Here is a 25533-nt window from a genome sequence, read left to right as displayed (position 1 = left end):
TGCGACGCCGCCCGACTCAGGAGGGTGTCTGTGTACCTCAGAGAACACGACCTCGTCAAGAAGGTCCTGTCGCTAGGACTTCCCGAACACGACTTCGTCATCGCCGGCAGCGGCCCGCTCCTGGCCCACGACCTCCGCTGGGAGGTCGGGGACATCGACGTCGTCGCCCGCGGGGCCGCCTGGGAGAGGGCGCTGACCCTGGGCGAGCCCGAGGACGCCCCCTTCGGCGACGGGGTCCGCCGGGTCCTCCTCTTCGACGACCGGGTCGAGATCCTCAACGGGTGGTTCCCCGACATCTGGACGGTCGACGAGCTGATCGACGGCGCCGAGGTGATCGACGGCCTCCGCTTCGCGGCCCTGGACAACGTGCGGGTGTGGAAGACGCTCCTGGGCCGGAGCAAGGACCACCTCGACGTCAAGCTCATCAACGAGTACCTGGAGTCCGTCGCCCACTGAGGGCGCGTGCCCCCTGCCCGGAGCGCCCGCGGTGCCGGCGCCGGCACCGCGGCCCCGTGCCCCCTCCGGGGCCTCCCGCCCTAGACGGTCGGCGCGGTGCTGGTCAGGAGCAGGCCGGCGCCGGTGCTGCGTCCCGCGCCGATCCCTCCCAGGCACAGCTCCTGGAGCGCCTCGCTGTCCTCCACGACGGCCTGGCCCGTGAAGTGGTACCGGGCGGGCCTGCCGCCCAGCCGCTTCCACCTGGCGGACGTCACCCTCAGCGCGCCCGCCGTCTTGGCCTCGATCCACTCCTGGAACTCCGACTCCTCCAGGGCGACCCGCTTGCCCCGCGGTCGCGGCTCGTCGGCGTCCGCGTCGGCCCCGCGCTGCCCGGTGGGCGCGGCGATCAGCTCCCAGCGGATGGTCTCGCCCTCCGTGTGGCGGGGCGGCGGCTGCATCGTCGCCGCGTACGCGCCGGGGATCTTCCCCCAGGCGGGGGCCGTGTCGGAGCTGACCACGAGCGTGGTCGGGGACACGCGCGCCCACAGCACCCGGGCGTCGGAGTCCGGGTCGGGGTCGACGGCCTCCCGTACGGACCGCCCCATGGACGCCCACTGGTCCATGGGGGTGCTGCGCTTGGGGTTGAGACTGATGCGAGCCAGGTACAAGGATTTCCGATCCGGGTCTCGTCCCCGCCGGGGCGGGGCGTGTGTGCGGGCGCGGACGGCCGGGCCTCCCCCGTCCGCTCTGGATCCTTCACTGTACGAGGCCCGGACGCCTGTTCGTCCCGTTCACCGGGGTGGCGGCCCGGTCGTGGAGCTCCGGCCCCGCCGCACGGCACGGTGGTCCGCTCCCGCCCGGGTGAACCGGCTCCAGGCGGCCCGGTTCCGGACGGCCCGGACCGGGTGGCCCGGTTCCGCACGGCCCGATCCGGTCCTCACGCCCCCTGCCCGCCCCGCCCCGCGGGCGTCCAGCCGAGCAGGGGGCCCAGCCGTGTGGCGGTGTCGGTGAGGATCTGCTCGTAGTCCTCGTACTCGAACGTGAAGGGCAGCGCGAACACGACCTCGTCCACCTGCTGGAACCCGGCGTGCTCCGCCAGCGCCTGCGCGATCCGCTCCGAGCTCCCCACGAGGTCGGGGGCGAAGAGGAGGCGCCCGGGCCCCTGCGGCGCGGTGGTGCGCGCGAGACGGCCCCGCGCGTACTCCTCGTACTTGCGGCGCTGCGCGGGCGTGGCGCTGTCGGTGGGGATCACCACGAGCCCCTGCGAGACGCGCGCCCGCTCCCCGAGCGGGTGGCGCTCGCGGAACCGCAGGATGTGGGAGCGCTGCACGCGGGCGAAGTCGTCGTCCTCCTCGGCCCGGACCACGCTGCTGGTCAGCAGGTTGAGCCCCTGCTCCCCCGCCCACTCGGCGGAGGCCAGTCCGGCCGCCCCGTACCAGACGCGGCCGGCCAGCCCCGGCGAGTGCGGCTGGACGCGCCGCGAGTACGTCTCGATGCCCTCCCGGCCGGAGAACGTGCTGACCGGTTCGCCGCGCAGGTTGTGCAGGAGCCGGGACAGGCGCGTGCGGCCGAAGTCCTCCGCGTCCCAGCTGTCCGGGTAGAGGTGCTGCTTGATGTGGTCGTAGTGGGTGGGAGGCCCCACGCTGACCCCCGGGTTGAGCCGCCCGCCGCTGAGGACGTCGACGGTCGCGAGGTCTTCCGCCAGCCGGAACGGGTTCTCCAGCCCGAGCGGGATCACCGCCGTGCCCAGCTCGATGCGGGAGGTGCGCTGGGTGGCCGCGGCCAGGACCGCGACGGGCGAGGAGATGCCGTGTTGGAGGTGCCGGTCGCGCAGCCAGGCGCTGTCGAAGCCGAGACGCTCCCCGAGTTCGATCATCCGGAGCGTGTTCTCGTGGCCCGCGGCGGGTTCGTCCTCGTCGAACAGGCCGATCGTGAGGAATCCCAGCTTCGAGAGGGGGCGTTCCGGGACGGTCATCGCTTCCACCGCACTTTCCCTGTCTGGACGGTAGGAAGATCCTAGGCAACCGGCCGCCCCACCGCCCCGTGTGCGACCGTCGCGCGTCCGGTGGGATGGGTCACGCGGCACGTCGGCGCGGGGGCGCGCCGCCACGGCCGCGCAGGCGGCCCGGCGGGTCGGGGGTCGCGCCGCCGGGGCGCGACCGGGACGGTCCCGTCCGGAGGGCGAAGAACGCGGGCCCTCCGGTGCGGACGGGTGCGTCGGGCGGCGGAGAATACCCTCCCCCCTTTTTCCACCCCTTTCGCCATTTCCCCCGCCCCCTTCCAGGAACGCGCAGAAATCCGTACGCGCACCCACCCGGATTCCACCGATCCGCCTCCGGGAAGAACGCGGGGGATCGGCGCGCCTTTTCCTTTTCCCCGCCTCCCCGCCGGGGAGGGTCCGCCCCGGGAAGGGCGGCGGGCCCCTCGCCGGAGGGGAGGCGGGAGGCGGTGCGGCGGGCCCCCGACCTGGCGAAGGACGGCCTCACGGGCGGTGACGACCCGCGCGCCCGGCCCGAGCCGGACGGAACGCGCGCCCGGCCGGCGGCCTCGCGCGAAGGTCCTCAGAAGAACCCGGAACCCCACGAACCCGCAGCTCAGGGCTCTGCAACAGGGCGCGCCCCATCCCTTCGGGACCTCCGGCCCCTCTCGCGCGCGAGAACGGCTCCCCGCGCCTTCGGTCACCCGAGGTCACCCGAGGCCGGCCCCCTCCGCAACAGGGGGCCCGCCCTTGTTCGGCGACATACGCACCTGTACTGTGTCCGCATGTTGTCGAGCCAGCTCAGGCACCCCACGGCGCTGGCAGAAGGACGCAACGGCGTCCTGACGGTGCAGGCGCGCCCTGTTTCCGGGCCCACGCCCCTCACCGCGACGCGCACAATCGAATTCTTTTTCGGCGCCCCCGGCCCGACGTGCGGAAACCGCATTCCCGTTTCCGTTCCCGAGGACGCGGGAGCCGTCGTGCGGGGTCCCTCCGGCCACCGCGCGCCGGCCGGTCCCGCCGCCGCGGCGGGAACCCCGGCCCCCGGGGCCGGTCGCGCGCTCCCCGGCGCCTCGCACCGCGTCGGCGGAGGACCCGACCGGTAGCGCCCCCGCGGTCCCTCCCGCCCCCGACGGCGCTCCGCACGAGCCCCCGTCCGGAACGGGACCGCACCTGGAAGACCCGCGCGCGGCAACCGGATACCGCGCGTGCCCGATCAGTGAAGAGGATGGTCCATGCCGTCGTTCCTTGACCGCGAGAGAAGCGTGGCCCCCCCGGGCTACAGCCGGTGGCTCATCCCGCCGGCGGCACTCGCCGTCCACCTCTCCATCGGCCAGGTGTACGCCTTCAGCGTCTTCAAGACCCCCCTGGTCGAACGGTTCGACACCTCGCTGACCGCGATCGGGGTCGTCTTCAGCATCGCCATCGTCATGCTCGGCCTGTCCGCCGCGTTCGGCGGCAAGTGGGTGGAGCGCAACGGCCCGCGCAAGGCCATGTTCGTCTCCGGGGTGTGCTGGGCGGGCGGCTTCCTGGTCGGTTCGCTCGGCGTGGCGACCGGCCAGCTCTGGCTGCTCTACCTCGGCTACGGGTTCCTCGGCGGGATCGGCCTCGGCATCGGGTACATCTCCCCCGTCTCCACGCTGATCAAGTGGTTCCCGGACCGCCCGGGGATGGCCACGGGCCTGGCCATCATGGGGTTCGGCGGCGGCGCCCTCATCGCGTCCCCGCTGTCCTCCGCGCTCCTGGACCGGTACGCCGCGACGCCCTCCGAGGCGATCGTCCCCACGTTCCTCACCCTGGGCGCCGTGTACTTCACGGCCATGATGCTGGGCGCCGCGACCGTCCGGGTGCCGCCGCCGGGGTGGACCCCCGAGGGCGGCGCTCCCGCCCAGGCGCCCCCCGAGCGCGAACAGGTCCAGGACGGCCTCAGCGTGGAGGCGGCCTTCCGCACCCGGCAGTTCTGGCTGCTGTGGATCGTGCTGTTCTGCAACGTCACCGCCGGGATCGGCATCCTCGAGCAGGCCGCCCCCATGGTGCAGGACTTCTTCACCGGCGTGGGCCCGGCCGAGGCCGCCGGGTACGTCGGCGTCCTCTCGCTGTGCAACATGCTGGGACGCTTCATCTGGTCCTCCACGTCCGACGCCCTCGGGCGCAAGCGCACCTACATCGGCTACCTGGGGCTCGGCTGCGTGCTGTACCTGGTCATCGCCGTGGCCGGCACGAGTTCCGTGGCGCTCTTCGTGGCGGTCACCGGTGTCATCCTGTCCTTCTACGGGGGCGGCTTCTCGACGATCCCGGCCTACCTGAAGGACCTGTTCGGCTCGTTCAACGTGGGGGCCGTCCACGGCCGCATCCTCACCGCGTGGTCGTGCGCGGGCATCGCGGGGCCGCTGATCGTCAACGTGGTCGCCGACAGCCAGCTCGCGGCGGGCCGTTCGGGCGCCGACCTGTACACCGCCTCCCTGTACCTCATGGTGGCCGTGATGGCGGTCGGGTTCACGGCCAACATGCTGGTGCGCCCGCTGTCCGCGTCCGCGACGCCGACCACGGGAAAGGCCGGCCCGGACCGGTCCCGCGAGGCGGTCGCGTGAGCGCCGGACGGACGCCGGGAGCGCCCGGCGGGCAGGAGGAACTGCAAGCGCCCGGAGGGACCGGGCCGCGGAGGGAGGACCCGGTGGACGGTACGGAACGAGGCGGGCAGACGCTGTCGAAGGCGGCGGCGCTCTTCCTGTGGGCGGTCGTGGTCGTCGCCCTGGGCTACGGGGTGGTGCGGACCGCGGTCCAGGCCGCGGCCCTGTTCACCGGCTGACCGGGAAACCCGTCGCGGGCGCGGCTCCCCCGACCGGAGTGGAGGCGGAGCCGCGCCCGCGACGGCGCAGGGGGCCTCCCGTCCGGGGGTCACGCCGGAGGGGTTCACCGCCCCCACGGGGAACGCGCCCCGTGCCCGGACCCCGTTCTTCCGTCCGAGCCGGTCCGAACCCCGCCCGGCGAAACCGGGCGGGGTCGCGCGTGGAAGGGGTCGTGCCGGCTAGCCACGGGGTCCCGTGCGCCACCGGCCCGTCCGGTCCCCGCCGGTTCCGCCACGGCTCCGCTGCGCCGGGTCGGCCCCCGCCACGGTCCCGGCCCCCTTCCCCGCGGTCGGCCGCAGGCGGGCGCGGACGGCCGTCGCCGCGCAGGCGACCACCGCCACCCCTCCGAGGACCGTGGGCCAGGTGAGCTGTTCGTGCAGGATCAGGGCGGCCCAGCCGATGGTCATGACCGGCTGGACGAGTTGGACCTGGCTGACCTGCGCCATCGGGCCGATCGCCAGTCCCCGGTACCAGGCGAAGAAGCCGAGGAACATGCTCACCACCGCCAGGTAGGCGAAGGCCGCCCACTCGGCGGGGGAGCCGCTCGGCGGCCGGTCGGCCACCGCCACCCCCGTGAGGACGGCCATCAGGGGGAAGGACAGGACGAGGGCCCAGGAGACGGTCTGCCACGCGCCGAGTTCGCGCGCCAGGAGCCCGCCCTCCGCGTAGCCGACCGCGGCCGATGCCACGGCGCCGAACAGCAGGAGGTCGGACAGGTACGGTCCGCCGGGCCCGCCGCCCTGCAGCGAGGCGAACACGACGGCGGCCACCGCGCCGACGGCCGCCGTGGTCCAGAAGCGGGCCGGGGGCCTCTCGCGCCCGCGGAGCGCCGCCGTCACCGCCGTCGCCGCGGGCAGGAGGGCGATCACGACGGCACTGTGGCCCGCCGAGGCGGAGGTGAGGGCGAAGGAGGTGAGCACCGGGAAACCGACGACCACGCCTCCGGCGACGACGGCCAGGCGGCCCCACTGACTGCCGCGCGGCAGGCTCTGCCCCGTGAACGCCAGGGCGGCGGCCGCCAGGAGCGCGGCGACGACCGCACGGCCGGAGCCGGTGAACAGCGGTGACATCCCGCCGCCCTCGACGGCCACGCGCGTGAAGGGGACGGTCAGGGAGAACGCCGTGACCCCGAGCAGGCCCCACAGCAACCCGGCCCGGGAGGATAGCGCTGGTCGCGTCATCTGAGTAGCGCTACTGTTGTTCTTCATGAACAACGATAGCAGTTCGCGTATCGTCGCAGGGCTCCGCGCGTGGATCGCCACGGCCCCGCCGGGGGCGAGGCTGCCGTCCACGCGGGCCCTGGTGGCGCAGTACGGGGCGAGCCCGGTCACGGTGCAGAAGGCGCTGCGGACACTGGTCTCCCAGGGTGCCGTGGAGAGCCGCCCCGGGGTGGGGACCTTCGTCCGCGCGGCCCGGGCCGCGCGTCCGCACGACTACGGGTGGCAGACCGCCGCGCTCGGCCCGACGGACCGGCTCGCGCCCCGGTCGGCCGCCGCGCTGCGCACCGCCCCCGACGGCGCCGTCGCCCTGCACTCGGGCTACCCCGACCGCGAACTCCTCCCCGAGCGCCTGGTGCGCGGAGCGTTCACACGGGCCGCACGCGGCGCGTCGGCCGTCGCGCGGCCCCCGGCCGCCGGCCTCCCGGACCTCCGGGCGTGGTTCGCGACCGAGTTGGGGGCGGACTCCCCCGCCGGGGTCGCGCCGCCCGCCCCCGGCGACGCCGTCGTCCTGCCGGGGAGCCAGAGCGGGCTCAGCACCGCCTTCCGCGCCCTGGTCGGCGCGGGCCGCCCGCTGCTGGTGGAGTCGCCCACCTACTGGGGGGCGCTCCTGGCCGCCGCGCAGGCGGGAGCACGGGTCGTGCCGGTGCCCAGCGGCGCCGGGGGACCGGACCCGGACTCCCTGGCCCGCGCGTTCGAGCGCACCGGGGCGAGCGCCTTCTACGCCCAGCCGAACTTCGCCAACCCCACCGGGGCGCGCTGGTCCCCGGACCTGGCCGACCGGGTGCTGGACACCGTGCGCCGCTTCGGCGCGTTCCTGATCGAGGACGACTGGGCGCACGACTTCGGGATCGAGGACGGGCCGGCGCCCGTGGCCGCGCGCGACGACGGCGGGCACGTGGTGTACCTGCGCTCGCTGACCAAGAGCGTGTCCCCGGCCGTGCGCGTCGCCGGGGTGGTCGCCCGCGGCCCCGCCCGGGAGCGGATCCTCGCCGACGCCCGGGCGGGGTCCCTGTACGTCAGCGGCGTGCTGCAGGCCGTCGCGCTCGACGTCGTCACCCAGCCCGCCTGGCGCACCCACCTGCGGGGGCTGCGCCACCAGCTGGCCGCCCGGCGCGACCTCCTCGCCGGCGCCCTGCGCGAGCACGTCCCCGCCGCGCACCTGGAGGCGCTGCCCCGGGGCGGGCTGAACCTCTGGGCCCGGCTCCCCGACAGCACCGACCTGCCGCGGCTCGTCGCGGACTGCGAGGACCTCGGGGTCGTGGTCGCCCCGGGCGACGAGTGGTTCCCCGCCGAACCCACCGGCCCCCACCTGCGGCTCAACTACGCCGGACCGGACCCCGGGTCCTTCCCCGACGGGGTGCGCGCGCTCGGCCGGGCGCTCGCGCGCCAGGAGCCGCGCTGATCCCGCGCCGAGGGCGCGGGGCCCACGCCTTCGGCCGCGCCCGCGGTCCCCGGTGACGCGCGCCGGTCCGGCCGGGGTTCTGCCGACCGCCGCGCCCGGGGCCGCGGCCCCGCCTGTCAGGCCCGCAGCCCCCGGTAGTGGGCGCGCCGGTCCGGCGGGAGCTTCTCGACCGCCGCGCGGAGCAGCGGCCGCGGCGCACCGGCCGCGTGGGCGTCCAGGAAGCCCAGGAGGCGGTCGCGGTCCACGTCCCCGGCCGCACGCAGCATCCACCCGACCGCCTTCTGCACCAGCTCGTGGTCGTCGTGGACGAGGATCCCGGAGAGCGCGAAGGTGTCGTCCAGGTCCCGGTGGCGGATGAAGTGCGCGGTCGCCACGATCGCGGTCCGCCGCTCCCACGGGTTGTCCGAACGTGCCAGGTCGTACAGCACGTCGCGCGGGCGGCCGTTCAGGTGGCGGCCGAGGACGTGGTGCGCGGCCAGGTCGACCAGGTCCCAGTTGTCGACCCGGTCGTGGCGCCGCAGGTACAGCTCCGCCAGGGCCCCGATCTGCTCGGGGGTGGCGCCGCGGTGCCGGGCCTTCTTCTCCATGATGCTCATCGCCCCGGCGCGGGCCTCGTGGACGGGGCTCTCCATGAGCACCTCGATCTGGTCGAGGTCCATGGCCGTGAACTCCTTCGCGAGGGAGAACACGGTGCCCATGCGCACGCCCACGAAGTAGTCGTTCGGGTCCTGGTCGTCGGCGTCGAAGCGGAAGTAGCGCTGGTACTTGCGGAGTTCCCCGTCGTCGCGGTGCTCGTCCAGCCGCTTCAGGAACGCCGCCGCGGTCGGTTCGGAAGCCATGGGCGACAAGATAGCCGACGCCGTGCGCCCGGTCACGGGTCGGTCCTCCGTCCCGGACGGACCGGGTCCGTTACGGCGAGTCGCCGGTGCGGGAACGGACCGCCGCCCCGGATCCGGGGGCTCCCCGCGCCCGGCCTCAGGGGGCCAGGCGGGCGAGGCTCCCGTTCTCCAGGGCGGCCCACACCGCGCCGTCCGCGGTGACCGCGATCCCGTGGGGTTCGCTGCGGGGGGTCGGCAGGTCGACCAGGTCGATCTCCCCCTCGGCGGTGACGTGCCCGATCCGGTTCGCGCCCCACTCCGTGAACCAGCACCCCCCGGCGGGGTCGGCGGTGATCGCGTGGGGCCGCGAGTCGCGCCGGGGCAGGGGGAACTCCCGGACGTCGCCGTCCGGCGTGAGGCGTCCGACCTGTCCGGCTCCGATCTCCACGAACCACAGGGCCCCGTCGGCGCCCGCGGTGATGCCCACGGGCGCCGCGCCGCGGGTGGGGAGGGCGTGGACGGTGACGTGCCCGCCGACGGTGATCCGGCCGACCGCGTCGGCCTGGTTGAGGGTGAAGTACAGGGCCCCGTCCGGCCCCGCGGTGACGAACGACGGGAAGCCGCCCCGGGTCGGCAGGGAGAACCCGGTGATCTCCCCGTCCGGGGTGATGCGCCCGATGCGGTCGGTGTTCATCTCGGTGAACCACAGCGCCCCGTCGGGTCCCGCCGCGATGCCGAAGGGGCGTGCGCCGGGGACGGGCAGCGCGAAGGACCCCGCCTCGCCCTCCGCTGTGATGCGGCCGATCCTGTCGTCCTGGGTGCGGGTGAACCAGAGCGCGCCGTCGGGGCCCGGGGTGATGAGCGAGGGGCCGCAGGTCGCGGAGTCCAGCGGGTACAGGGTCGCCGCGCCGTCCGGCGTCAGGCGGGCGATCTGCCCGTGGTGGACGAGTGTGGCCCAGAGGGAGCCGTCGTCCGCTCCGGTGACGCCGTAGAGGCCGGCGCCCGGCGCTGCCAGCGGGCGCTCACTGAGGGTGTGGACGTGTGCGTGGTGGGTCATGTGGGGCCTCCTGTCCGGCGGACCATCGTGGTCGCGGGGCGGGGCGCGCGCAACCGCTTTTCCGCGCGCGTGCGCGCCGCGGGCCCTGGCCGCCGGTGCCGGCTCACCCGAGCGCCTTTTGCGCGCGCGTGCGCGCGCCGCAAGCGCGCGGTGGGCCGCCCCCGGTGACGCCGGGCGGCCGTCGGCCCCTGGGCGCGGCAGGGCCCGTGTCACGTTGGGGAGCCGGCGCCCGTCAGAAGGGACGAGACACACCGGAGCGACACTTCCCGGAGGTGGAAGGACATGACCCCTCGAACGACCCGTTCCGACACGGGCGCTACCACGGACGCGCGGGATCGCGGCCCCCGGCCCCCGGCCGCCACGGCACCGGCGGCGGGCAGGAGGCCGTCATGACCGCCGCCTACATCGCGGTGACCGTGCTCACCGCCGCCGCGAACGGCTTCTTCGCCGTGGCGGACCTCCTCCGCGCCCGGTTCGTCCTCGCCAACTCGGCCGCCGTGGGGGTGCCCGAGTCCTGGCTGACCGCGCTGGGTCTGCTCAAGGGGGCCGGGGCCCTGGGCCTGCTCCTCGGGCTGGCCGGGGTTCCGCTCGTGGGGACGGCGGCCGCGCTCGGCCTGGTCCTGTTCTTCGTCGGCGCGGTGGCCGTGCACCTGAGGGCGCCGGACCTGTCCCTCCTCGTGCCCCTCGGATTCCTCGGAGCGGCGGCCGGCGCCCTGTTCCTGTCCCTCGCCGTGTGAGGGCGACGGGCCGCGTGCGTCCCCGGGTCCCGGGCCCCGCCGGGCGGGGTCAGGGGCTCTCCCCGTCCGGCGTCCGCTCCGGCTCCGCTTCCGGAGCCGGAGCGGGGGCGCTCCCGCGGTGGCGCAGCGACAGCAGGTAGCCCAGACCGAGCACGATGGCCGTGCCGATCGCCGTGTACCACGTGAACCCGACCAGGCCCGGCGCGAAGAGGAAGAGGCAGGCCATCGTCGCGACGGCCGCCGCGAAGGCGACGGCGGCGTCGGCCTGGCGGGCCCGGTGGACCCACAGGCCAAGGAAGAACGCGCCCAGGAGGCCGCCGTAGGTGATGCTGGCCACGGACAGGCCCAGTTCGACGACGGGGGTGTCCGTCCCGGTGAACATCGCCCCCGCGCCGACGAACACCAGCCCCCACCCGAGGGTGAACAGGCGCCCGAGCCGCAGCCCCTGGACGTCGGTGAGGGGGCGGCGGGCGAACCGCTCGTAGAGGTCGGCCATGGTGGAGGACGACAGCGCCGACAGGGACGAGGACAGGGTGCTCATCGCGGCCGCCATGATGCCGGCGAGCAGGAGCCCCGACAGGCCCGTGGGCAGCCCCTCGACGATGAACACCGGGAACAGCTCGTCGGAGCTGGCGAGGCCGAGCCGCTCGGTCGAGGCGCCCTCGAAGTAGGAGTACAGGGCCAGGCCGACCGTGAGGAACAGGGCGAACTGGAGGAAGACCACGACCGCGCTGCCGATCACCGCCTTCTGCGCGTCGCGGAGGCTGCGGCAGCCCAGCAGCCGCTGCACGATGATCTGGTCCGCGCCGTGCGAGGCGGTGGAGAGCAGTGCCCCTCCCAGTACCGCGGTGACCGTGGCGTACGGCGAGGAGACCGGGTTCGACGTGAAGTCGAGGAACCGGGTCTTGCCCTCCTCCGCGGCGACCGCGAGGAAGTTCACGTCGAGGCTCTCGACGATGACGACGAGGGCGACGACGCCTCCGAGCACGTACAGCGCCATCTGGAGGACGTCCACCCACACCACCGCCCTGATGCCGCCGATGAGGGTGTAGAGGACGGTGACCCCGCCGAGCAGGGCGATGATCGTGAAGTAGGGCAGTTCGATCCCGTAGGAGTCCAGGACGATCTTCATGGGGATGGCGGCGGCGAACATCCGCACACCGTCCGCGAGGAGCCGGGTGAACAGGAACGTCACCGAGGCCGTGCTCTGCAGGCCCCGGCCGAAGCGCAGGCCGAGGTAGGCGTAGGCCGTGGTCATCTCGCCCTGGTAGTACCGGGGCAGCAGCACGAACGCGACGACGACGCGCCCGATGAGGTAGCCGACCGCCACCTGGAGGAAGGTCACGTCCCCCAGGTAGGCCACGCCGGGGAGGCTGATGACGGTCAGGGCGCTGGTCTCGGTGGCCACGACGGACAGGCAGACCGCCCACCAGGGCAGGTTGCGGCCGCCGATGAAGTAGTCGCGTGTGTTGCGCTGGCGGCCGGACAGCCTCAGGCCGAGCCATGCCGAGCACAGCAGGTACACCACGATGACCGCGAGATCGACGGCGTGCACGGGGCGGCTCCGGGAGGTGGGGGGCGGGTGCGGGCGGGGCGGGCGGGTCACGGCGCCGGGGTCGGTGCGGCATGTGCGGGGCGGGGGCGGGCTCAGGGCGCCGGCGCGTCGACCCTCAGGCGCGCGGGTGCGACGGCCGCCGGTTCGGGCAGCCGGAGCGGTCCGGCCCCCGGGGTGAGGCGGCCGGCGAGCGACGGGCGGCGCGCGCCCGTGCAGCCGGGGAGGGACCCGGCGATCCCGTGCCAGGTGAGGAAGCCGATCAGCGCGAACAGGTAGGCCTCCTTGGCGTCGCTGTCCAGCCCGAGGGCGTCGAACGGCCGGAGCCGCGCCGGTGCGAGCCGGGCGGCGATCCGGTCCATCAGCACCGGGTTGCGCGTGCCGCCGCCGGACGCGAACACGTCGGCGGTCCCGTAGGGCCGCAGCGCGTCCGCGACGGTGACGGCGGTGAGCTCGGCCAGGGTGGCCAGCAGGTCGGCGGCCTCCGGTGTTCCCGAGCGCCGCAGCGCCGCGTCGAGGTGGCCGGGGCCGAACAGCTCCGGACCGGTGGACTTGGGCGGGGCCAGCCCGTAGTACGGCTCGGCGAGCAGGAGTTCGAGCAGGGCGGGGTCGGGGCGGCCGGCCCCGGCCAGGGCGCCGTCGGCGTCGAGGTCGGCGCGCCCGCCGGTCGCCCGGCGCACCGCGGCGTCCATCAGGGCGTTGCCCGGACCGGTGTCGAAGGCCACGGGCGGGGTCCCGTCCCGGACGACGGTGACGTTGGCGATGCCGCCGAGGTTCAGTGCGGCCGCGGGTTCGGCGCGCCCGCCGAGGAGGAGGACGTCCAGCAGTGCGGCCAGCGGCGCGCCCTGGCCCCCGGCCGCCACGTCGGCCGTGCGCAGGTCCGACACGACCGGCAGGCCGGTGGCCCCGGCGATCCACGCGGGCTGGCCGAGTTGGAGGGTCCCGTGCACCGAGGCCCCCTCGGCCCAGTGGAAGAGGGTCTGGCCGTGCGAGGCCACCAGGTCCGCGCGTCCTCCGGCGAGCTCGTCCGCGCCCAGGCGCGCGGCCTCGGCGAACGCCTGCCCGATGCGGGTGTCGAGCCGGCACACGGCCTGCATGGTGGTCGCCGCGGGCGGGAGGGCGTCGCGGAGCTCCTTGCGCAGGTCGGCCGGGTAGGGGACGATGCGGTGGCCCAGCGGCGCCAGGCGGACCAGGTCCGCGTCCAGTTCCAGGCGTGCGGCGGCGACGTCGATCCCGTCGGCCGAGGTTCCGGAGGACAGCCCGAGGACGATCACGGGGCCTCCGCTCCGGGGACGGCGGTGCCCCGGCGGCGCCTCCCGGGCCCCGCCCGGCGCGTTCGGACACGTCCGGCTACCATCCGCACCTCCGGTCGCTGTCTGCCCACCAGGCTTATACCGTGTGTGACGCCCGCGTCAATCCCCCTTGTCCGTCCTGTGGAAGCGGCCGGGGGCAGCCGACCGCGTCGCGCGACCGGGACGCCCGGCGCTCAGGTGGGGGTGGGCGGCGGCGGGGTCCAGGGGTGGACCCGGGGGGCGGTGGAGGTGACCCCGTACTCGCCCTTGAGGCGCTCGGGTATCGCGTACTGCATGATCCGGCCGCGGGTGAGGGAGCTGAGCTCCAGGTGGGTGGTGAGGTGGCCGAGGCGGTCCAGGGCCCACGCGCCCAGGGGTGAGCGGTCCTCGATGCGCTCGAGGATCCCGAGCAGGGCGGGCGAGGCCTTGACGGCCGTGTCCCAGCCGGTGCGCGGGACCTGGAGCCAGTCGGCGCAGGTGTCGCCCATGAGGTAGCGGATGAGGGCGGCGACGACCGGGTCCAGGACGGTCCCCGGGACGACCTCCTCGTAGAGCTCGATGAGCCTGCGGGTCAGCAGGGCCCCCTCCTCGGAGGGGCCCATGTGCCGGGTCATGTAGAGGTCGGAGAACCGGCGGCCGGCCGCCGCGTCGGCCGGGGCGTGTTCGGGGCTGATGCCGAGCATCGCGCCGACGACGCGCCAGGCGTAGAAGTAGGACTCCGCGCCGTCGGTGGACATGTGGATGCCCAGCCGGTGGAGCGCGTCCAGGACCTGGATGGAGAACATCATCTGGCCGCCGATCATGTCCTCCTGGCAGATCGGCGTGCCGAGGGCCGCCTCGTCCCAGCGCCCCTCGCGGCGCATGTGGTGGCGGATCGAGGCGTGCAGCAGGCGCACCTTCTGCGCGGCGGGGACGAACCGGCTCCCCGCCTCGAACGCGTCGGGCTGCATGAGGTAGACGGTGAACTGCCCCGTCTCCGCCATCCTCCGGGAGGGGTACTCCAGGGCATGGGTCGCGCTGAGCAGCCTGGCCACGTGCGGCACGACGTAGCAGGCGGGCATCGAGGCGAAGGCCAGGGCGGTCGAGATGTGCACGTTGTTGTCGATGAAGAACAGCCGGGCCTTCTCCATCTCGCCCCAGTCGACCCAGTCCGGCGGTGCGGCGGTGGTGTGCAGGTACTCGCGGGCGACGTCGGGGAGCCCGTCGGGGAGCTCCTGGCCGACCGTGGTGAAGTAGCGCATGAGGGTGTTGAACTTGCCGACCTCGCCGCGCTCGAAGAGCGCGGCCACCGTCGCGTCCGCGAGTTCGTCCCCCATGAGCCGCATCGCGTCCATGGTTTCGTGGGTGTAGGGCATGGGGGCCTTGCCTTTCGACGGTTCAGGACTGGCGGGCCGCGGCCGAGGCGACCATCAGGGACAGGGCCTCGGCGGCCCCGTGCGGGAGGTCCGCGCGGGCGAGGGCGTCGTTCGCGGCCCGCACGCGCAGGGTGATCATCTCCTCGATCCGCTCGGGGGCCCCGGTGCGCAGCATGATCGTCCGCACCCTCTCCAGGCCCTCGCCGTCCAGGCCGCGGCGGCCGAGCAGGCCGCGCAGCTCCCGGCGCTCGGCCGCGGTGGAGGCCGACCAGGTCTCGGCGAGCAGGACGGTCGGCCGGTTGCCCCGGACGTCGTCGAGGTTCGACTTGCCCGTGCGCTCCGGGTCGCCGAACAGCCCGAGCAGGTCGTCGCGCAGCTGGAACGCCTCGCCCAGGGGGAGGCCGTAGGAGGTGAAGGCCTCCATCAGCGTCCCCGGCGCGCCGGCCAGGGCGCCGCCGATGTGCAGCGGGTGCTCGACCGTGTACTTGGCCGTCTTGTACCGGATCACCTGGAGCGAGCGGGCCGTGTCGGGCGGGGCCCCCGTGCGCAGGACCTCCAGGCACTCCCCGGCGATCAGCTCCCGGGCCATGACCGCCCACAGGTCGCGGGCACGGGACAGGTAGGCGGAGGGCAGGCCGCAGGAGAGGAACATCTGCGCCGCCCAGCCGATCAGCAGGTCCCCGGTCAGCATGGCGAGGGCGCGGCCGCCCGCCTGGGGGCGCGCCCGGCCGCCGAGGGCGGCCCCCAGTGCGGCGTGGGCGCTCGGCACGCCGTGCCGCGTCGGGCTCTCGTCGATCAGGTCGTCGTGGACGACGGCCGCGGCGTGCAGCAGCTCCATCGCGGCGGCGGCGCGGACGAGCGCGTCGCTGTCCGGCTGGCCGGCCGCGCGCCACCCCCAGTAGCAGAACGCGGCGCGCAGGCGCTTGCCGCCGGCCACCGCCACGGACAACTGCTCGGCCACCGGCAGCAGGTCGGCGTCGACGGCGGCGAACCGGTCCGCCTCCTCCCGCACGAACTCCCGGAGCACCGCGTCCACCCTGGTCCGGAGCAGTGCCTGCTCCGGGGTCTCAGGCATCGCCCTGTCCGGTGCGGGAGGCGACCCGCCGTGCGAGCACCTCCATGTGGCACTCGGGCGTCCGCCCGTACCTTCGCAGGGCGAGCCGTCCCCGCTCCCGCAGGTCGTCCCGGCCGTCCCGGGCGAGGTCGGCCAGGTCGGACCGGCCCAGCAGCGATTTCGCCTGCCGCAGGGCCGCGCCCATGCGGTCGAGCGCGAGGTCGGCCACCCCTGCCGCGACGAGCAGCGGCTCGCCCACGTCCCGGGTCTCCCCGCCGTCACCGGTGCGCGCCACGGTGCTCCCCCATCTCCAGACGACACGAAAGGGACGAGGGACCGCAATGGAGAACGTACCGGAAATCCAGGGAAAGAGGAGTCCGGACGGACGGATATCAAATGCGCTTCCCTTGTCGAGCGATCATCTTCCGCCATCGTCGACTTTGTCAACACAATGGTGTTTCCGGACCGAGTACAAGGTGACCGAAACAAGAAGAGAGACCCTGATCAGTCGGGATGGCCTGGAATCCAACAAACACACCCGGAACCCGGCACCGCCCCACCGGCCCCCTTGATGCCATTGACGGAGCCCGCGTCGCTTTTATGCGAAATAAGATAAATGTGAATTACGGGGATCATCGCTGTCCGGCGGAGAAACCCCGTGGGCCGCCCGGCGCGTCACACGGGAAGCGGTGCGACCGGCTCCGGCCCGGGAGCGCCCCCACCGCTCACGACAGGACCCTGTCCAGTTCGGCCCGCAGGGCCTCCTCGGCCTCCGACGCGGAGAGGCCGCCGATCAGCACGCGCATGGACAGGCCGTCGGCGGTGGCGATCAGCGAGCGGGCCGCCGCGCGGGGGTCGGCGAGGCCGGGGGCGATCCCGGCGAGCAGCCGGGCCGCCTCGGCCTCCGCCCCGTCCTTGGCCCCGGCCAGGACTCGGGCCAGCTCCGGGTGGTGGAAACCGGCGGCGACGTACTGGTGGAACACCGAGACCCCGACCCGGTCCGTCTCCGCCCGGGGAACGGCATGGCCGACCAGCCGCCACAGCGCCTCGCGGTCGTCGGCGCCGCGGGTGGCCTCGGCGTGGAGTCGCGCGGCCTCCGAGAGCATCTCCTCCAGGCCGGCCCGCAGGAGCTCGTCCTTGCTCGGGAACCAGTACTGGATCCGCCCGACCGACGCCCCGGCGGCCGAGGCCACGTTGCGGATGGACACCGCGCCCATGCCGCCCTCCGCCATCACCCGCCACACCGCCCGGAGGATGGCGGTCCTTCGTTCGTCCGGCCCGGAGCTGTCCATGCCGCCATCATAACCAAGGACAATACGAACGTATTGCCGGGGTGTACACTCGGAGCACGGTCCAATACGACTGTATTTCCGGGGGTTCCCATGAGTGACAGGCCCGAGCGCCGGACCCGGCGCCGCCGCGTGCTGCAGGTCCTGGCGGCACTGGTGGTGGCGTGGCTGGTGGTGGACAAGGCCGCCTCCGTCGCGGCGCCCGAACCGAAGGTGGGCCACTGGCTCAGCCGCGAGGGGTTCGAGTCCTACCGGGCCGCCTACGACGACGTGATGGCGGCCCTGCCCGTGCCGACCCGCACCCACGACGTCGCCACCGGGTACGGCGCCGTGCGGGTGTACGAGTGGGCCGCCCCGGGGGACGGGGCGGAGGGCGGGCTGCCGGTGGTGCTCCTGCCGGGGACCCGCTCCGGCGCACCGATGTGGGGCGAGAACCTCACCCACTGGATCGGCCGGCGCACCGTCTACGCCATGGACGCGGTCGGCGACGCGGGCATGTCGACCCAGTCGGTGCCCTTCTCCTCCTTCGACGAGCAGGCCGCGTGGGTGGAGCAGACCCTCGCGGGACTCGGCCTCGAACGGGCGCACGTGGTCGGGCACTCCTTCGGCGGGGCGATCGCGGCCACCCACGCGCTCGCCCACCCCGGCCGCGTGGCCTCCCTGACCCTGCTCGAACCGGTGATGGTGCTGCACGGGCTGCCCGCCTCGACCTACCTGTGGTCGGTCCTGCTCTTCCTGCCGGGGCCGCAGTCGTGGAAGGACCGCGCGCTGGCGGGGATCGGGGGCGTCTCGGTCGAGGAGGTCCGCGAGCGCACGCCGATGTCGGTGATGATCGACGAGGGGTCGCGGCACTACTCCGCCGTCTCCCTGACGCCCCGGACGCTCACCGACGGGGAGTGGCGGTCGCTGTCCGTGCCGGTGCGGGTCGACCTGGCCGCCGACAAGTCCCTGGCGGGCGGCCGGGAGGCCGCGGACCGCGCCCGGGCCCTGGGCCTGGAACCGGTCACCGTCTGGCCGGACACCACCCACTCCCTCCCCATGCAGGCCGCCGAACGGCTCGGCACGGAGCTGGAGGGGCACTGGGCCGCCCACGACCGGTGATGAGGGCGTGGCCGCGGCCCCCGGCGGCAGGGGCGGTCAGAGCACCTTCCGGGCGCCCGCGGTCCCCTTGCGGTCGTGGGATCCGGGGACGAAGAGCCCCGAGACGAGGAAGAAGGTCCCCATGAAGAACGCCTGGTTGAGCAGGAGCAGGACGTCCAGGAGCGTTCCCGACGGGTCGGCCGCCGTCTCCACGTAGTACCAGCGCGGGATGTTGCTGTAGGCGATGGCGGCGTGGTGGAGCACCACGAGCAGTGTCAGCGCGGTGCGCAGGTTGTCGACGTAGAGGAGCCGCGGACGGGCGGTGGGCGGCACGGCGGCCGCCCTGTCCATGGGCCGGGTCACCGGTTCGCCCCTTCTCCGGGGTGCCCGGCGCGGGTGGCGTGCTCGAACAGGTCGGCCAGCTCCTCGGCGTGCGCTTCCAGGTCGTGCTCCGGGCGTTTCACCCAGTAGCCGAACATGCCGTCGATCGCGGACTGCACGGTGACGCCCATGACGCGGGGGTCGAACGCGCGGAACTCCCCGGCCTCCTGGCCGCGGCGGAATATCGCCTCCCGCCCCTCGTAGACCTGTTCGTCGAAGGGGGCGTCGTAGCGCCGCTCGCCCTCGGAGCCGCGGAGGTTCCTGAGGACCTCCCCGAGGGCGAGCAGTTGGGCGCGGTGGTCCCGCATGTACTCGGCGACCGAGCGGATGCTCGCCCGCAGCGCGCCGGTCGCCGTGGGCTCCTCCTCGGTCCGCGGCAGGACGAACCGGGCGATGTCGAGGTAGACCTCCTCGACGATCTGCTCCATCAGCTCGGTCTTCCCGGCGAAGTGGTAGGAGATCACGCTCTTGCTGATGCCGGCGCGTTCGGCGACGCGCGCCAGCGAGGTGTTGGCGTGGCCCAGCTCCGAGAGGCTCTCGACGGCGCTCTCGACGATCTGTGCGCGGCGGGCCTCCTCGATGAAGGACGCCCTTTTCTGAACGACCGGCCTGTTTTTCGGCTGAATCGCCTGAAAGTAGCACAAGCGGCCTATGGTGATGGTGCTGAAGTTTCGTGAGGGAAAGAAGTTGTCCGCGATGACGGCCCGGTGGGGCGGCGGACCGGTCCGGGCACAGAGGGGCCGGGTGACGCACCCGGCGGGGTTCCGCGCCTGCGGCCCGGCCCGGGCCCCGGGGGAAGGCCCGCGCCGCCGCGAAACCCGGTACCGGCGGGGACGGGGGGTTTGCTACCGTCGGCGCGGGCGGGCCGTGGGACTTGACCGCGACTTCCGAGAACTGCCTTTCAAGCACCCTTCACGCCGATCGCGCCGCCGCTCCCCGGCCCGTCCTCCCCCCTGCCGCGCCGGAGACCCCATGACCGACACCTACGCCGACCTGCTCGCCTGCGAGGACCTGCTGCTGTTCGCGAGCGCGGCGATCTCCTCGACGGGGCAGCGCGAGTTCCACTCGGGCGCGGCGGAGCAGCGGCTGTCCCTGGAGTTCCTGCACGAGTACGTCCACGGGACCCACCCGGACCTGTACGCGCTGGCGCTGGCGCTGCACGTCAACGATCACAACGCCGCCGCCATCGTCCACCGGCTGCTGTCGAACCCGCGCACCGGCGCGTCCGCCGGGGAGCGGGCGCGGGAGAACGCCCTGATCCGGCGCCGCCTCGCGGAGATGCCGCCCCAGCGCGTGTACCGCCTGTTCGCCCGCCTGGCCCGGGAGCGGGTCAACAACCGGCGCACCCGGGCCACGATGCGCGCGTGGATCGCCGCACGCCCGAACCTGGACCTGGACGCGGTCAAGTACCGGCCGGGGCTGCGCGCTGCGGCCCGGCACGCCCGTGTCGCCCTGCCCGAGGAGGTGGGCGTGTTCCTGTTCTCCCCGCCCGGGGAGCGCAGGCGGCACCGCTACGGCTCCCCGCTGCTGCGGGCGCACGGGAGGGCCCACTACTCGGCGTCGGACCTGTACGACCTGCCGTACACGGTGGCCGAGGGGTTCGCGGCCCGCCACCGGGTGCCCCGGGGCGTGTTCCTGGAGGGCGTGCGCGAGCGCGCCACCCGTGCGGAGCGGCTGCGGCTGGCGGGGACCGCGCGGCGCCACGGCGTCGGCGCGGGACCGGACCCGGCCGCCGCCCCGCTGCTGCGCCTGTGCGTGTACGTGCTCTCCCTGCCGACGGCCGAGCGCCGCGACCGCCGCGCGGAACTGGAGGGCGCGCTGGCCGCGTCGGCGCTCCGCGCCGCCGGTCCGGCGGCGGGGACGTGGCCCCGCACGGCCGCGGTGCTGGACGACAGCTACTCCTCGATCGGTTCCCCGGTGCGGCGCCACCACCCGCTGGCGGCGGCCCTGGCCTGCCACCACCTGATCCGGGCCCTGGCCCCGGACAGCACCTCCCACTGGGTGTCGGGGCACACCGACCCCCTGACGGTGCGCCCGGCGGGACCCACCCACCTGGCGGAGCGGATCCTGGACGCGCTCGACACGGGCCCCGCGCGGGTGGTCGTGGTGTCCGACGGGCACGACAGCACCCCGCCGCTGCTCGCCGACACCCTCACACTGTGGCGGCGGTACGTGGACCCGGACCGCGCCACCGCGATGGTGCACCTCAACCCGGTGTTCGACGCCGACGGGCTGGGGATGCGGCCGCTCTCCCCCGCCGTGCCCACGATCGGTCTGCGCGATCCGCGTACGCTGCCGTCCCTGGTGGAGCTGGCACGGTTCGGCGAGGGCCGCCTCGGCCTGTCCGACCTGCGCGAACACCTGCGTGCCACCGCCGACGCCTATCTGGAGGCCCCGTGAGCGAGAGGTTCCCGGGGCTGGCCCTGGGCGAGGGCGTGCGCACCGGCCCGGCCCAGCAGTGGGGGAACGTCCGGCTGGTCCCGCTGCTCCGGTCCGCGCCGGTCCCGCGGCTGCGGCTGCACCCCCTGGTGGCCGGCGACCTGGTGGACGACCCCGCCTCCCAGGACGACGGGACGTGCTGCCTCGTCCCCCACGCGTACGTGCTGACCTGGGAGGGCGACACCGCGCCCAGCGCCTCCTACGGGACCCAGATCCTCCCGCCCCGCTCCCCGGCCCCGCGCCGCGCGCACCTGGACCTGCGGTCGCGGAAGGCGCGCACGGCCGTCCGCGGCAGGGCCCGGTTCCTGCCGCTGGACCTGGCGGTGGACGGGCTGCTGTCCCTGCACGCGGGCGGCCCCTCCGTCGCCTGGGCGGAGTGGTCCCGCGCCACCGTCCACCGCGGCCTGTCCTCCCCCGCGCTGACCACGTACCTGGGCGGGGAGATCGAGGGCCTGGCCGAGGCGCTGCGGGTCTTCGAGATCCATCCGGACCAGTGCGGCGTCGTGGTCCACCTGGCCGACGTCCTGGCGTCGGCGCACCTGTACCCGCACCCGGAGGACTACCGGGCCCTGCACGCCGGCCTGCTCATGGACATGTTCGGGGAGAGCCTGTACATGTACGGGCTGCTGGCGGGCGAGGCCCGGCCGCTGTACACACCGATCCGGGAACGCGGCGTCCGCACCCTGGCGGACCTGCGCGAGCGGGTGGAGCGGAGCCGGAGCGACACGCTGCGCGCCCACGACGACCTGATGCTGTCCTCGCTGACGGGCGGCCTGCACACGTCGGGCGGCTCGCGTGACTTCGGCGGCGCCGGCGCGCCGGACCCCCGGGAGCGCCCGTTCACGGTGAGGTGGCTCGTCCCGGCCTTCGCCCGCGGGGGCGTCGACCATGTCGGGGAGGTCGTCGCGGACCGGCACGGCCGCGTCGCCTACCTCAAGTCGCTCCGGCTCTCCCCCGCCCAGAGCCGCCGCGGCCGACTGCTCCGGGTGCTCGGGGAGGCCGGCTGGGAGCTGGACCGGGCGGCCCTCTCGCTGGGTACCACGCGCTCGGGCCTGGTCGACCGGTTGGAACGGGCGCGCCTGTCCCACCTGCTCTCCCCCGGCCTGCTGGCGGAGCACCGCGCGGCTACCCGGCGGCGCGCTCCCTGATCCCCTGCGCGACGCCGTCCAGGAGCCAGGCGAGCCCCGCCTCGAACACCTCCTCGGTACCGGGGGCGCCGGTGAGGCGCTCGATCGCCGGGTAGCGGCCGGGCTCCGCGTGCGCCTCCAGGAAGGCGTCCTGCACCGTGTCCCACGTGCGTCCGTCGGGGGTGGTCCACCGCGCGGCCCGGTCGGCCTCGACCGCCTTCGCGACGTGGCCGCGGGTGTAGCCGTCGACGGCCTCGACGACCGTGAGCGCCTCGTGGCCGGTCAGGCCGGTGCCGTCGAAGACGCGGAGCGCGGAGTCGGTCCAGGCGAAGGCGTGGGGGCCGACGGGCTGCGCGGCGCCCATCAGCCGGACGAGCCAGGGGTGTTCGCGGTACGCGCGCAGGTTCTCGCGCGCCCACGCCTCGACGCGCTCCCGCCAGTCCCCCGGGCGGGTGTGCGGCAGCGGCGCCTCGCCGATCATCGTGTCCACCATGAGGGCGATCAGGGCCGACTTGTCGGGGACGTAGGTGTACAGGGTGGCCGCTCCCACGCCGAGCCTGGCCGCGAGACCGCGCATGGACAGGGCGTCGACGCCCTCCTGCTCCGCGATCTCCAGGGCGGCTCCGACGAGGGCGTCGACGGTGAGGTGGTGCCGGGGCCCGCGCCGGGGCCGCGACGGCCCGTCCCACAGCAGTCCGAGGGTGGTCGTGGGGTCGTCGGCGGTCGCCACCGTTGTCTCCTCCCGAGAACTCCGTACACTGTTCGATGAGTCGAACAGTGTACGGAGTTTATCTCGGGGAGGCCCCCATGCCCGAACAGACACCCCCGCCGGAGCGGGGAGCCCGGCCCGGGCAGGAGCCCCCCGCCGAGGGGGTTGCGGCCCCCGCCCCGTCGGCGCCCCCGCCGCGGGCGGCGCCCCTGCTGAGGACGGCTGCCGTCGCGGCGGCCGCGACCGGGATCGGGGCCCTCGCCGCCGCCTCCACCGTCCTGTTCCCGGGCCCGGACGCCTCGGCGGAGGCGCCGCTCACCCTGGCCGTGCGCGCCGTCTTCACCGTGGCCGGGACCGTGCCCCTGGTGTGGGCCGCCGCCCGCTTCCTGGACCGCCGCCCCCTGGCCGCGTTCGGCCTGGGCCGGTACCCGAAGGGTTGGGCCATGCCCCTGGCCGCCCTGCTGGCGACGCTGCTCGCCACCGCGCTGTTCCTGGTGGCCGCGGTGGCGGTGGGCGCGGCCTCCGTCGACCCCGGTGCCGCGGCCGGCGCCGCCCCGGCCCTGGCCGTCGTGCTCCCGCTGCTCGTGCTGGCACAGCTGCTGCCCGAGGAACTGGTGTTCCGCGGCTACGCTCAGGGGGTCCTGGGCGAGCGGTTCTCCCCCTGGGCGGCCCTCCTGCTCCAGGCCGCGCTGTTCGCCGTGTCGGCCGTGCTGGTCGCCGGCACGTACGCGAACGCGGTCCACCTGTTCCTCCTGGGGGTGTTCACCGGCGTCCTGCGCATGACCACCGGCGAGGTGTGGACGGTGCTCGCGACACGCACGGCCCTGGCCGCCGGAGGCCTCGTGTACACCGCGCTCGACCTGCGCCTGCTCCAGGCGGTCGGGCTGTGGGAGGTGCTGCTGGTGTTCGGGCCCGCGCTGGCCGCCGTCTGGGCCGTGACCTCGCTCCGGAGCCGGCGCCCCGACCTCGCCGCGGCCACCCCGGACGCCCTGCCCGGGCCCCGCCGCGAGCTCGGGCAGAAGGGCGTCCTGTACGACGTCGGCTCCAGTTACCTGCCGGGGCAGCACTCGCGCCCCCGGTGGCGTCCCGACGTGGTGGACGAGGAGATGCGGGTGATCCGCGAGGACCTGCACTGCACGGCGGTGACCGTCTTCGGGGAGGACCTGGGGCGGCTGGAGGAGGCCGCCCGCCTCGCCCTGGCCCGCGGGCTGTACGTGTGGGTCCAGCCCCGGTTGGTCGACGGCGGCCGGGAGGAGGCCGTCGCCCGCCTCGCGCGGACGGCGGAGTTCTCCGAGCGGCTGCGCGAGAAGCACCCGGAGCGGGTCGGCGTCAACGTGGGCTGCGAGCTCAGCATGTTCGTGCGGGGCATCGTCCCCGGCCGCGACTTCGACGCGCGCACCAGGTCGCTCGGCCTGCTGTCCCCGCTGTTCCCGCTGTTCAACCACCGCCTCAACCGCCTCCTGGGCGAGCTGGCGACCACCGCCCGGGCCCGGTTCGGCGGACCGCTCACCTACGGCTCGGGAACCTGGGAGAGCGTGGACTGGACCCCGTTCGACGTCATCGGGGTGGACTACTACCTGGACGTCCTGACCCGCGCCACCTACCGGCAGGGGCTGCGGCGGCTGCGGGCGACGGGCAAACCGGTCCTGGTCACCGAGTTCGGCTGCTGCTCCTACGAGGCGGCGCGGTACCAGGGCGGGTCGGGCGGCGACATCATGGACTGGGACGACCTGGACGACCGCCGGGTCACGGGCGGCCACGTCCGGGACGAACGCGTCCAGGCCGAGGTCATCGGCGAACTGCTGGACGTGTACGAGACCGAGGACGTGATGGGCGCGTTCGTGTGCATGTTCGTCGAGGGGGACTGCCGCTACTCCCCCGACCCCGCCCGCGACCTGGACATGGCGAGCTTCGGGATCGTGCGCCCACCGCCGCTGGAGTCGGGACTGTCCCCCGACGACGGCCACTGGGAGCCGAAGGAGGCCTTCCGCACCCTCGCCGCCCGCTACGCCGCGACGGTCCCGGCCGAGGGCTCCTGAGCCTCCCCGCCCCGGTCCGGACGGGCTCACGAGCGGCCTCGGGGACGGCCGGGGCGGCGGCCGAGCGCGCCGGCCCCCGGCGGGCCGGGCCGTCAGGCGTGCGGGGCCCAGAAGCCGGACAGCCTCGCGGCTCCGTGCTCCACGCCCTTCCAGCTCCCGGTGAAGCTCAGCACCGCGATCGCGGACGTCGGGAACCCGGAGCGGTTCATCCGGGGGAGCAGGTCGCCCTCGGCCTCACCGGCGAGCGCGTCGGCGAGGGCGTGCACGCCCGGGTTGTGGCCGACGACCAGCAGGTGCGCGACCTCGTCGTCGACCTCGTTGAGCAGGGCGACCAGCTCGCCCGCCGACGCCTCGTAGAGCCGGTCCTCGTAGACGGTCCTGGGGCGCTGCGCGAGTTCGGCGGCGGCGAGCTTCCAGGTCTCCCGGCAGCGCGCGGCCGTCGAGCACAGGACGAGGTCGGTCAGGAGTCCCGAGCCGGCCAGCCACCTCCCTGCGGCCGGGGCGTCCTTCCTCCCCCGTTCCGCGAGCGGGCGTTCGTGGTCCTCCCCGTCGTTCCACTCGGCCTTGCCGTGGCGGAGGAGCGTGATGGTGCGTGTGGTTTCACTCATACCCCGATGCTGTCACGGTGCGTAGTCGTGTGACGGGTGTCCGGGGAAACGGCTCCGGGTCCCCGTTCCCGCACCGGCACACCTTGCACGAGATCGTGCACGTGACGGACGG

The 25533-nt window shown here is 74.7% G+C and carries 24 protein-coding genes; 9 read left to right on the top strand and 15 right to left on the bottom strand.

Annotated features, from left to right (window positions below):
• The first annotated feature begins 30 nt into the window (after positions 1-30).
• Complete coding sequence (locus OUQ99_RS13625) at positions 31-456, top strand: hypothetical protein (protein WP_267949816.1); 426 nt, start codon at positions 31-33, stop codon at positions 454-456.
• An 80-nt stretch (positions 457-536) separates the two neighbouring features.
• On the opposite strand, the gene OUQ99_RS13620 is transcribed toward OUQ99_RS13625, so the two are convergent.
• Entirely contained in the window at positions 537-1103 is a 567-nt protein-coding gene (locus OUQ99_RS13620; protein WP_267949815.1) for a type I-E CRISPR-associated protein Cas6/Cse3/CasE, read from the bottom strand.
• Positions 1104-1372: 269 nt separating this feature from the next.
• Positions 1373-2410: an LLM class flavin-dependent oxidoreductase gene (locus OUQ99_RS13615; RefSeq protein ID WP_267950371.1), complete on the bottom strand. Its 1038-nt coding sequence runs from the start codon at positions 2408-2410 to the stop codon at positions 1373-1375.
• A 1238-nt stretch (positions 2411-3648) separates the two neighbouring features.
• Between OUQ99_RS13615 and OUQ99_RS13610 the strand changes: the two genes are divergently transcribed.
• Both OUQ99_RS13610 and OUQ99_RS13605 read left to right on the top strand, forming a co-directional pair.
• A complete protein-coding gene (locus OUQ99_RS13610; RefSeq protein WP_267949814.1) occupies positions 3649-5004 on the top strand; it encodes an L-lactate MFS transporter in 1356 nt (451 codons plus the stop codon).
• 83 nt (positions 5005-5087) lie between these two features.
• A complete protein-coding gene (locus tag OUQ99_RS13605; protein ID WP_267949813.1) occupies positions 5088-5222 on the top strand; it encodes an MFS transporter small subunit in 135 nt (44 codons plus the stop codon).
• Between the two features lie 219 nt (positions 5223-5441).
• On the opposite strand, the gene OUQ99_RS13600 is transcribed toward OUQ99_RS13605, so the two are convergent.
• Positions 5442-6443: a DMT family transporter gene (locus OUQ99_RS13600; protein WP_267949812.1), complete on the bottom strand. Its 1002-nt coding sequence runs from the start codon at positions 6441-6443 to the stop codon at positions 5442-5444.
• Between the two features lie 25 nt (positions 6444-6468).
• On the opposite strand from OUQ99_RS13600, the gene OUQ99_RS13595 reads away from it, so the two are divergent.
• A complete protein-coding gene (locus tag OUQ99_RS13595) occupies positions 6469-7884 on the top strand; it encodes a PLP-dependent aminotransferase family protein (protein ID WP_267949811.1) in 1416 nt (471 codons plus the stop codon).
• Positions 7885-8000: 116 nt separating this feature from the next.
• Here the strand turns inward: OUQ99_RS13595 and OUQ99_RS13590 are convergent, their stop codons facing one another.
• Together OUQ99_RS13590 and OUQ99_RS13585 are read right to left on the bottom strand one after the other, a co-directional pair.
• Entirely contained in the window at positions 8001-8723 is a 723-nt protein-coding gene (locus tag OUQ99_RS13590; RefSeq protein ID WP_267949810.1) for a DNA alkylation repair protein, read from the bottom strand.
• Positions 8724-8859: 136 nt separating this feature from the next.
• The gene (locus tag OUQ99_RS13585; protein ID WP_267949809.1) at positions 8860-9759 is read right to left on the bottom strand and encodes a Vgb family protein; all 900 of its coding nucleotides are present in this window, start codon (positions 9757-9759) and stop codon (positions 8860-8862) included.
• Between the two features lie 389 nt (positions 9760-10148).
• On the opposite strand from OUQ99_RS13585, the gene OUQ99_RS13580 reads away from it, so the two are divergent.
• Positions 10149-10496 carry a DoxX family protein gene (locus OUQ99_RS13580; protein WP_267949808.1) on the top strand — a complete coding sequence of 116 codons (348 nt, stop codon included), beginning with the start codon at positions 10149-10151 and terminating at the stop codon, positions 10494-10496.
• A 49-nt stretch (positions 10497-10545) separates the two neighbouring features.
• On the opposite strand, the gene OUQ99_RS13575 is transcribed toward OUQ99_RS13580, so the two are convergent.
• From OUQ99_RS13575 to OUQ99_RS13550, 6 genes are all read right to left on the bottom strand, one after another.
• The gene (locus OUQ99_RS13575; RefSeq protein ID WP_267949807.1) at positions 10546-12051 is read right to left on the bottom strand and encodes a sodium:solute symporter; all 1506 of its coding nucleotides are present in this window, start codon (positions 12049-12051) and stop codon (positions 10546-10548) included.
• A 92-nt stretch (positions 12052-12143) separates the two neighbouring features.
• On the bottom strand, positions 12144-13322 hold the full coding sequence (locus OUQ99_RS13570) for an anhydro-N-acetylmuramic acid kinase (RefSeq protein ID WP_267949806.1): 1179 nt from the start codon (positions 13320-13322) through the stop codon (positions 12144-12146).
• 212 nt (positions 13323-13534) lie between these two features.
• A complete protein-coding gene (locus tag OUQ99_RS13565) occupies positions 13535-14695 on the bottom strand; it encodes an oxygenase MpaB family protein (RefSeq protein ID WP_267949805.1) in 1161 nt (386 codons plus the stop codon).
• Positions 14696-14717: 22 nt separating this feature from the next.
• Positions 14718-15770, bottom strand: coding sequence for a polyprenyl synthetase family protein (locus OUQ99_RS13560; protein ID WP_267949804.1), 1053 nt, complete (start codon positions 15768-15770; stop codon positions 14718-14720).
• Entirely contained in the window at positions 15763-16044 is a 282-nt protein-coding gene (locus tag OUQ99_RS13555; protein WP_267949803.1) for a hypothetical protein, read from the bottom strand. The genes OUQ99_RS13560 and OUQ99_RS13555 overlap by 8 nt, the downstream gene beginning before the upstream one ends.
• A 430-nt stretch (positions 16045-16474) precedes the next feature.
• On the bottom strand, positions 16475-17041 hold the full coding sequence (locus tag OUQ99_RS13550) for a TetR/AcrR family transcriptional regulator (RefSeq protein ID WP_267949802.1): 567 nt from the start codon (positions 17039-17041) through the stop codon (positions 16475-16477).
• A gap of 90 nt (positions 17042-17131) precedes the next feature.
• Here OUQ99_RS13550 and OUQ99_RS13545 point away from each other — a divergent pair, with 90 nt between their 5' ends.
• Positions 17132-18139, top strand: coding sequence for an alpha/beta fold hydrolase (locus OUQ99_RS13545; RefSeq protein WP_267949801.1), 1008 nt, complete (start codon positions 17132-17134; stop codon positions 18137-18139).
• A gap of 36 nt (positions 18140-18175) precedes the next feature.
• Here OUQ99_RS13545 and OUQ99_RS13540 read toward each other — a convergent pair whose 3' ends face one another.
• Positions 18176-18481: an acyltransferase family protein gene (locus tag OUQ99_RS13540; RefSeq protein ID WP_267949800.1), complete on the bottom strand. Its 306-nt coding sequence runs from the start codon at positions 18479-18481 to the stop codon at positions 18176-18178.
• A complete protein-coding gene (locus tag OUQ99_RS13535; protein ID WP_267949799.1) occupies positions 18478-19143 on the bottom strand; it encodes a TetR/AcrR family transcriptional regulator in 666 nt (221 codons plus the stop codon). Before OUQ99_RS13535 ends, OUQ99_RS13540 begins: the two co-directional genes overlap by 4 nt.
• 328 nt (positions 19144-19471) lie before the next feature.
• On the opposite strand from OUQ99_RS13535, the gene OUQ99_RS13530 reads away from it, so the two are divergent.
• Together OUQ99_RS13530 and OUQ99_RS13525 are read left to right on the top strand one after the other, a co-directional pair.
• Complete coding sequence (locus OUQ99_RS13530) at positions 19472-20899, top strand: hypothetical protein (protein ID WP_267949798.1); 1428 nt, start codon at positions 19472-19474, stop codon at positions 20897-20899.
• Complete coding sequence (locus OUQ99_RS13525) at positions 20896-22086, top strand: ARPP-2 domain-containing protein (protein ID WP_267949797.1); 1191 nt, start codon at positions 20896-20898, stop codon at positions 22084-22086. The genes OUQ99_RS13530 and OUQ99_RS13525 overlap by 4 nt, the downstream gene beginning before the upstream one ends.
• Here the strand turns inward: OUQ99_RS13525 and OUQ99_RS13520 are convergent.
• Positions 22064-22795, bottom strand: coding sequence for a TetR/AcrR family transcriptional regulator (locus OUQ99_RS13520; protein WP_267949796.1), 732 nt, complete (start codon positions 22793-22795; stop codon positions 22064-22066). The genes OUQ99_RS13525 and OUQ99_RS13520 overlap by 23 nt on opposite strands.
• A gap of 77 nt (positions 22796-22872) precedes the next feature.
• On the opposite strand from OUQ99_RS13520, the gene OUQ99_RS13515 reads away from it, so the two are divergent.
• A complete protein-coding gene (locus OUQ99_RS13515; RefSeq protein WP_267949795.1) occupies positions 22873-24813 on the top strand; it encodes a CPBP family glutamic-type intramembrane protease in 1941 nt (646 codons plus the stop codon).
• 92 nt (positions 24814-24905) lie between these two features.
• Here the strand turns inward: OUQ99_RS13515 and OUQ99_RS13510 are convergent, their stop codons facing one another.
• Positions 24906-25421 (bottom strand): SixA phosphatase family protein, encoded by a 516-nt coding sequence (locus tag OUQ99_RS13510; protein WP_267949794.1) that lies wholly within the window; start codon positions 25419-25421, stop codon positions 24906-24908.
• Between the last annotated feature and the right edge of the window lie 112 nt (positions 25422-25533).

The sequence above is a fragment of the Streptomonospora nanhaiensis genome, assembly GCF_026642255.1.
In the GTDB taxonomy this organism is placed as follows: Bacteria; Actinomycetota; Actinomycetes; order Streptosporangiales; family Streptosporangiaceae; genus Nocardiopsis; species Nocardiopsis tropica.
This window is presented reverse-complemented; position numbering and strand designations above follow the sequence as displayed.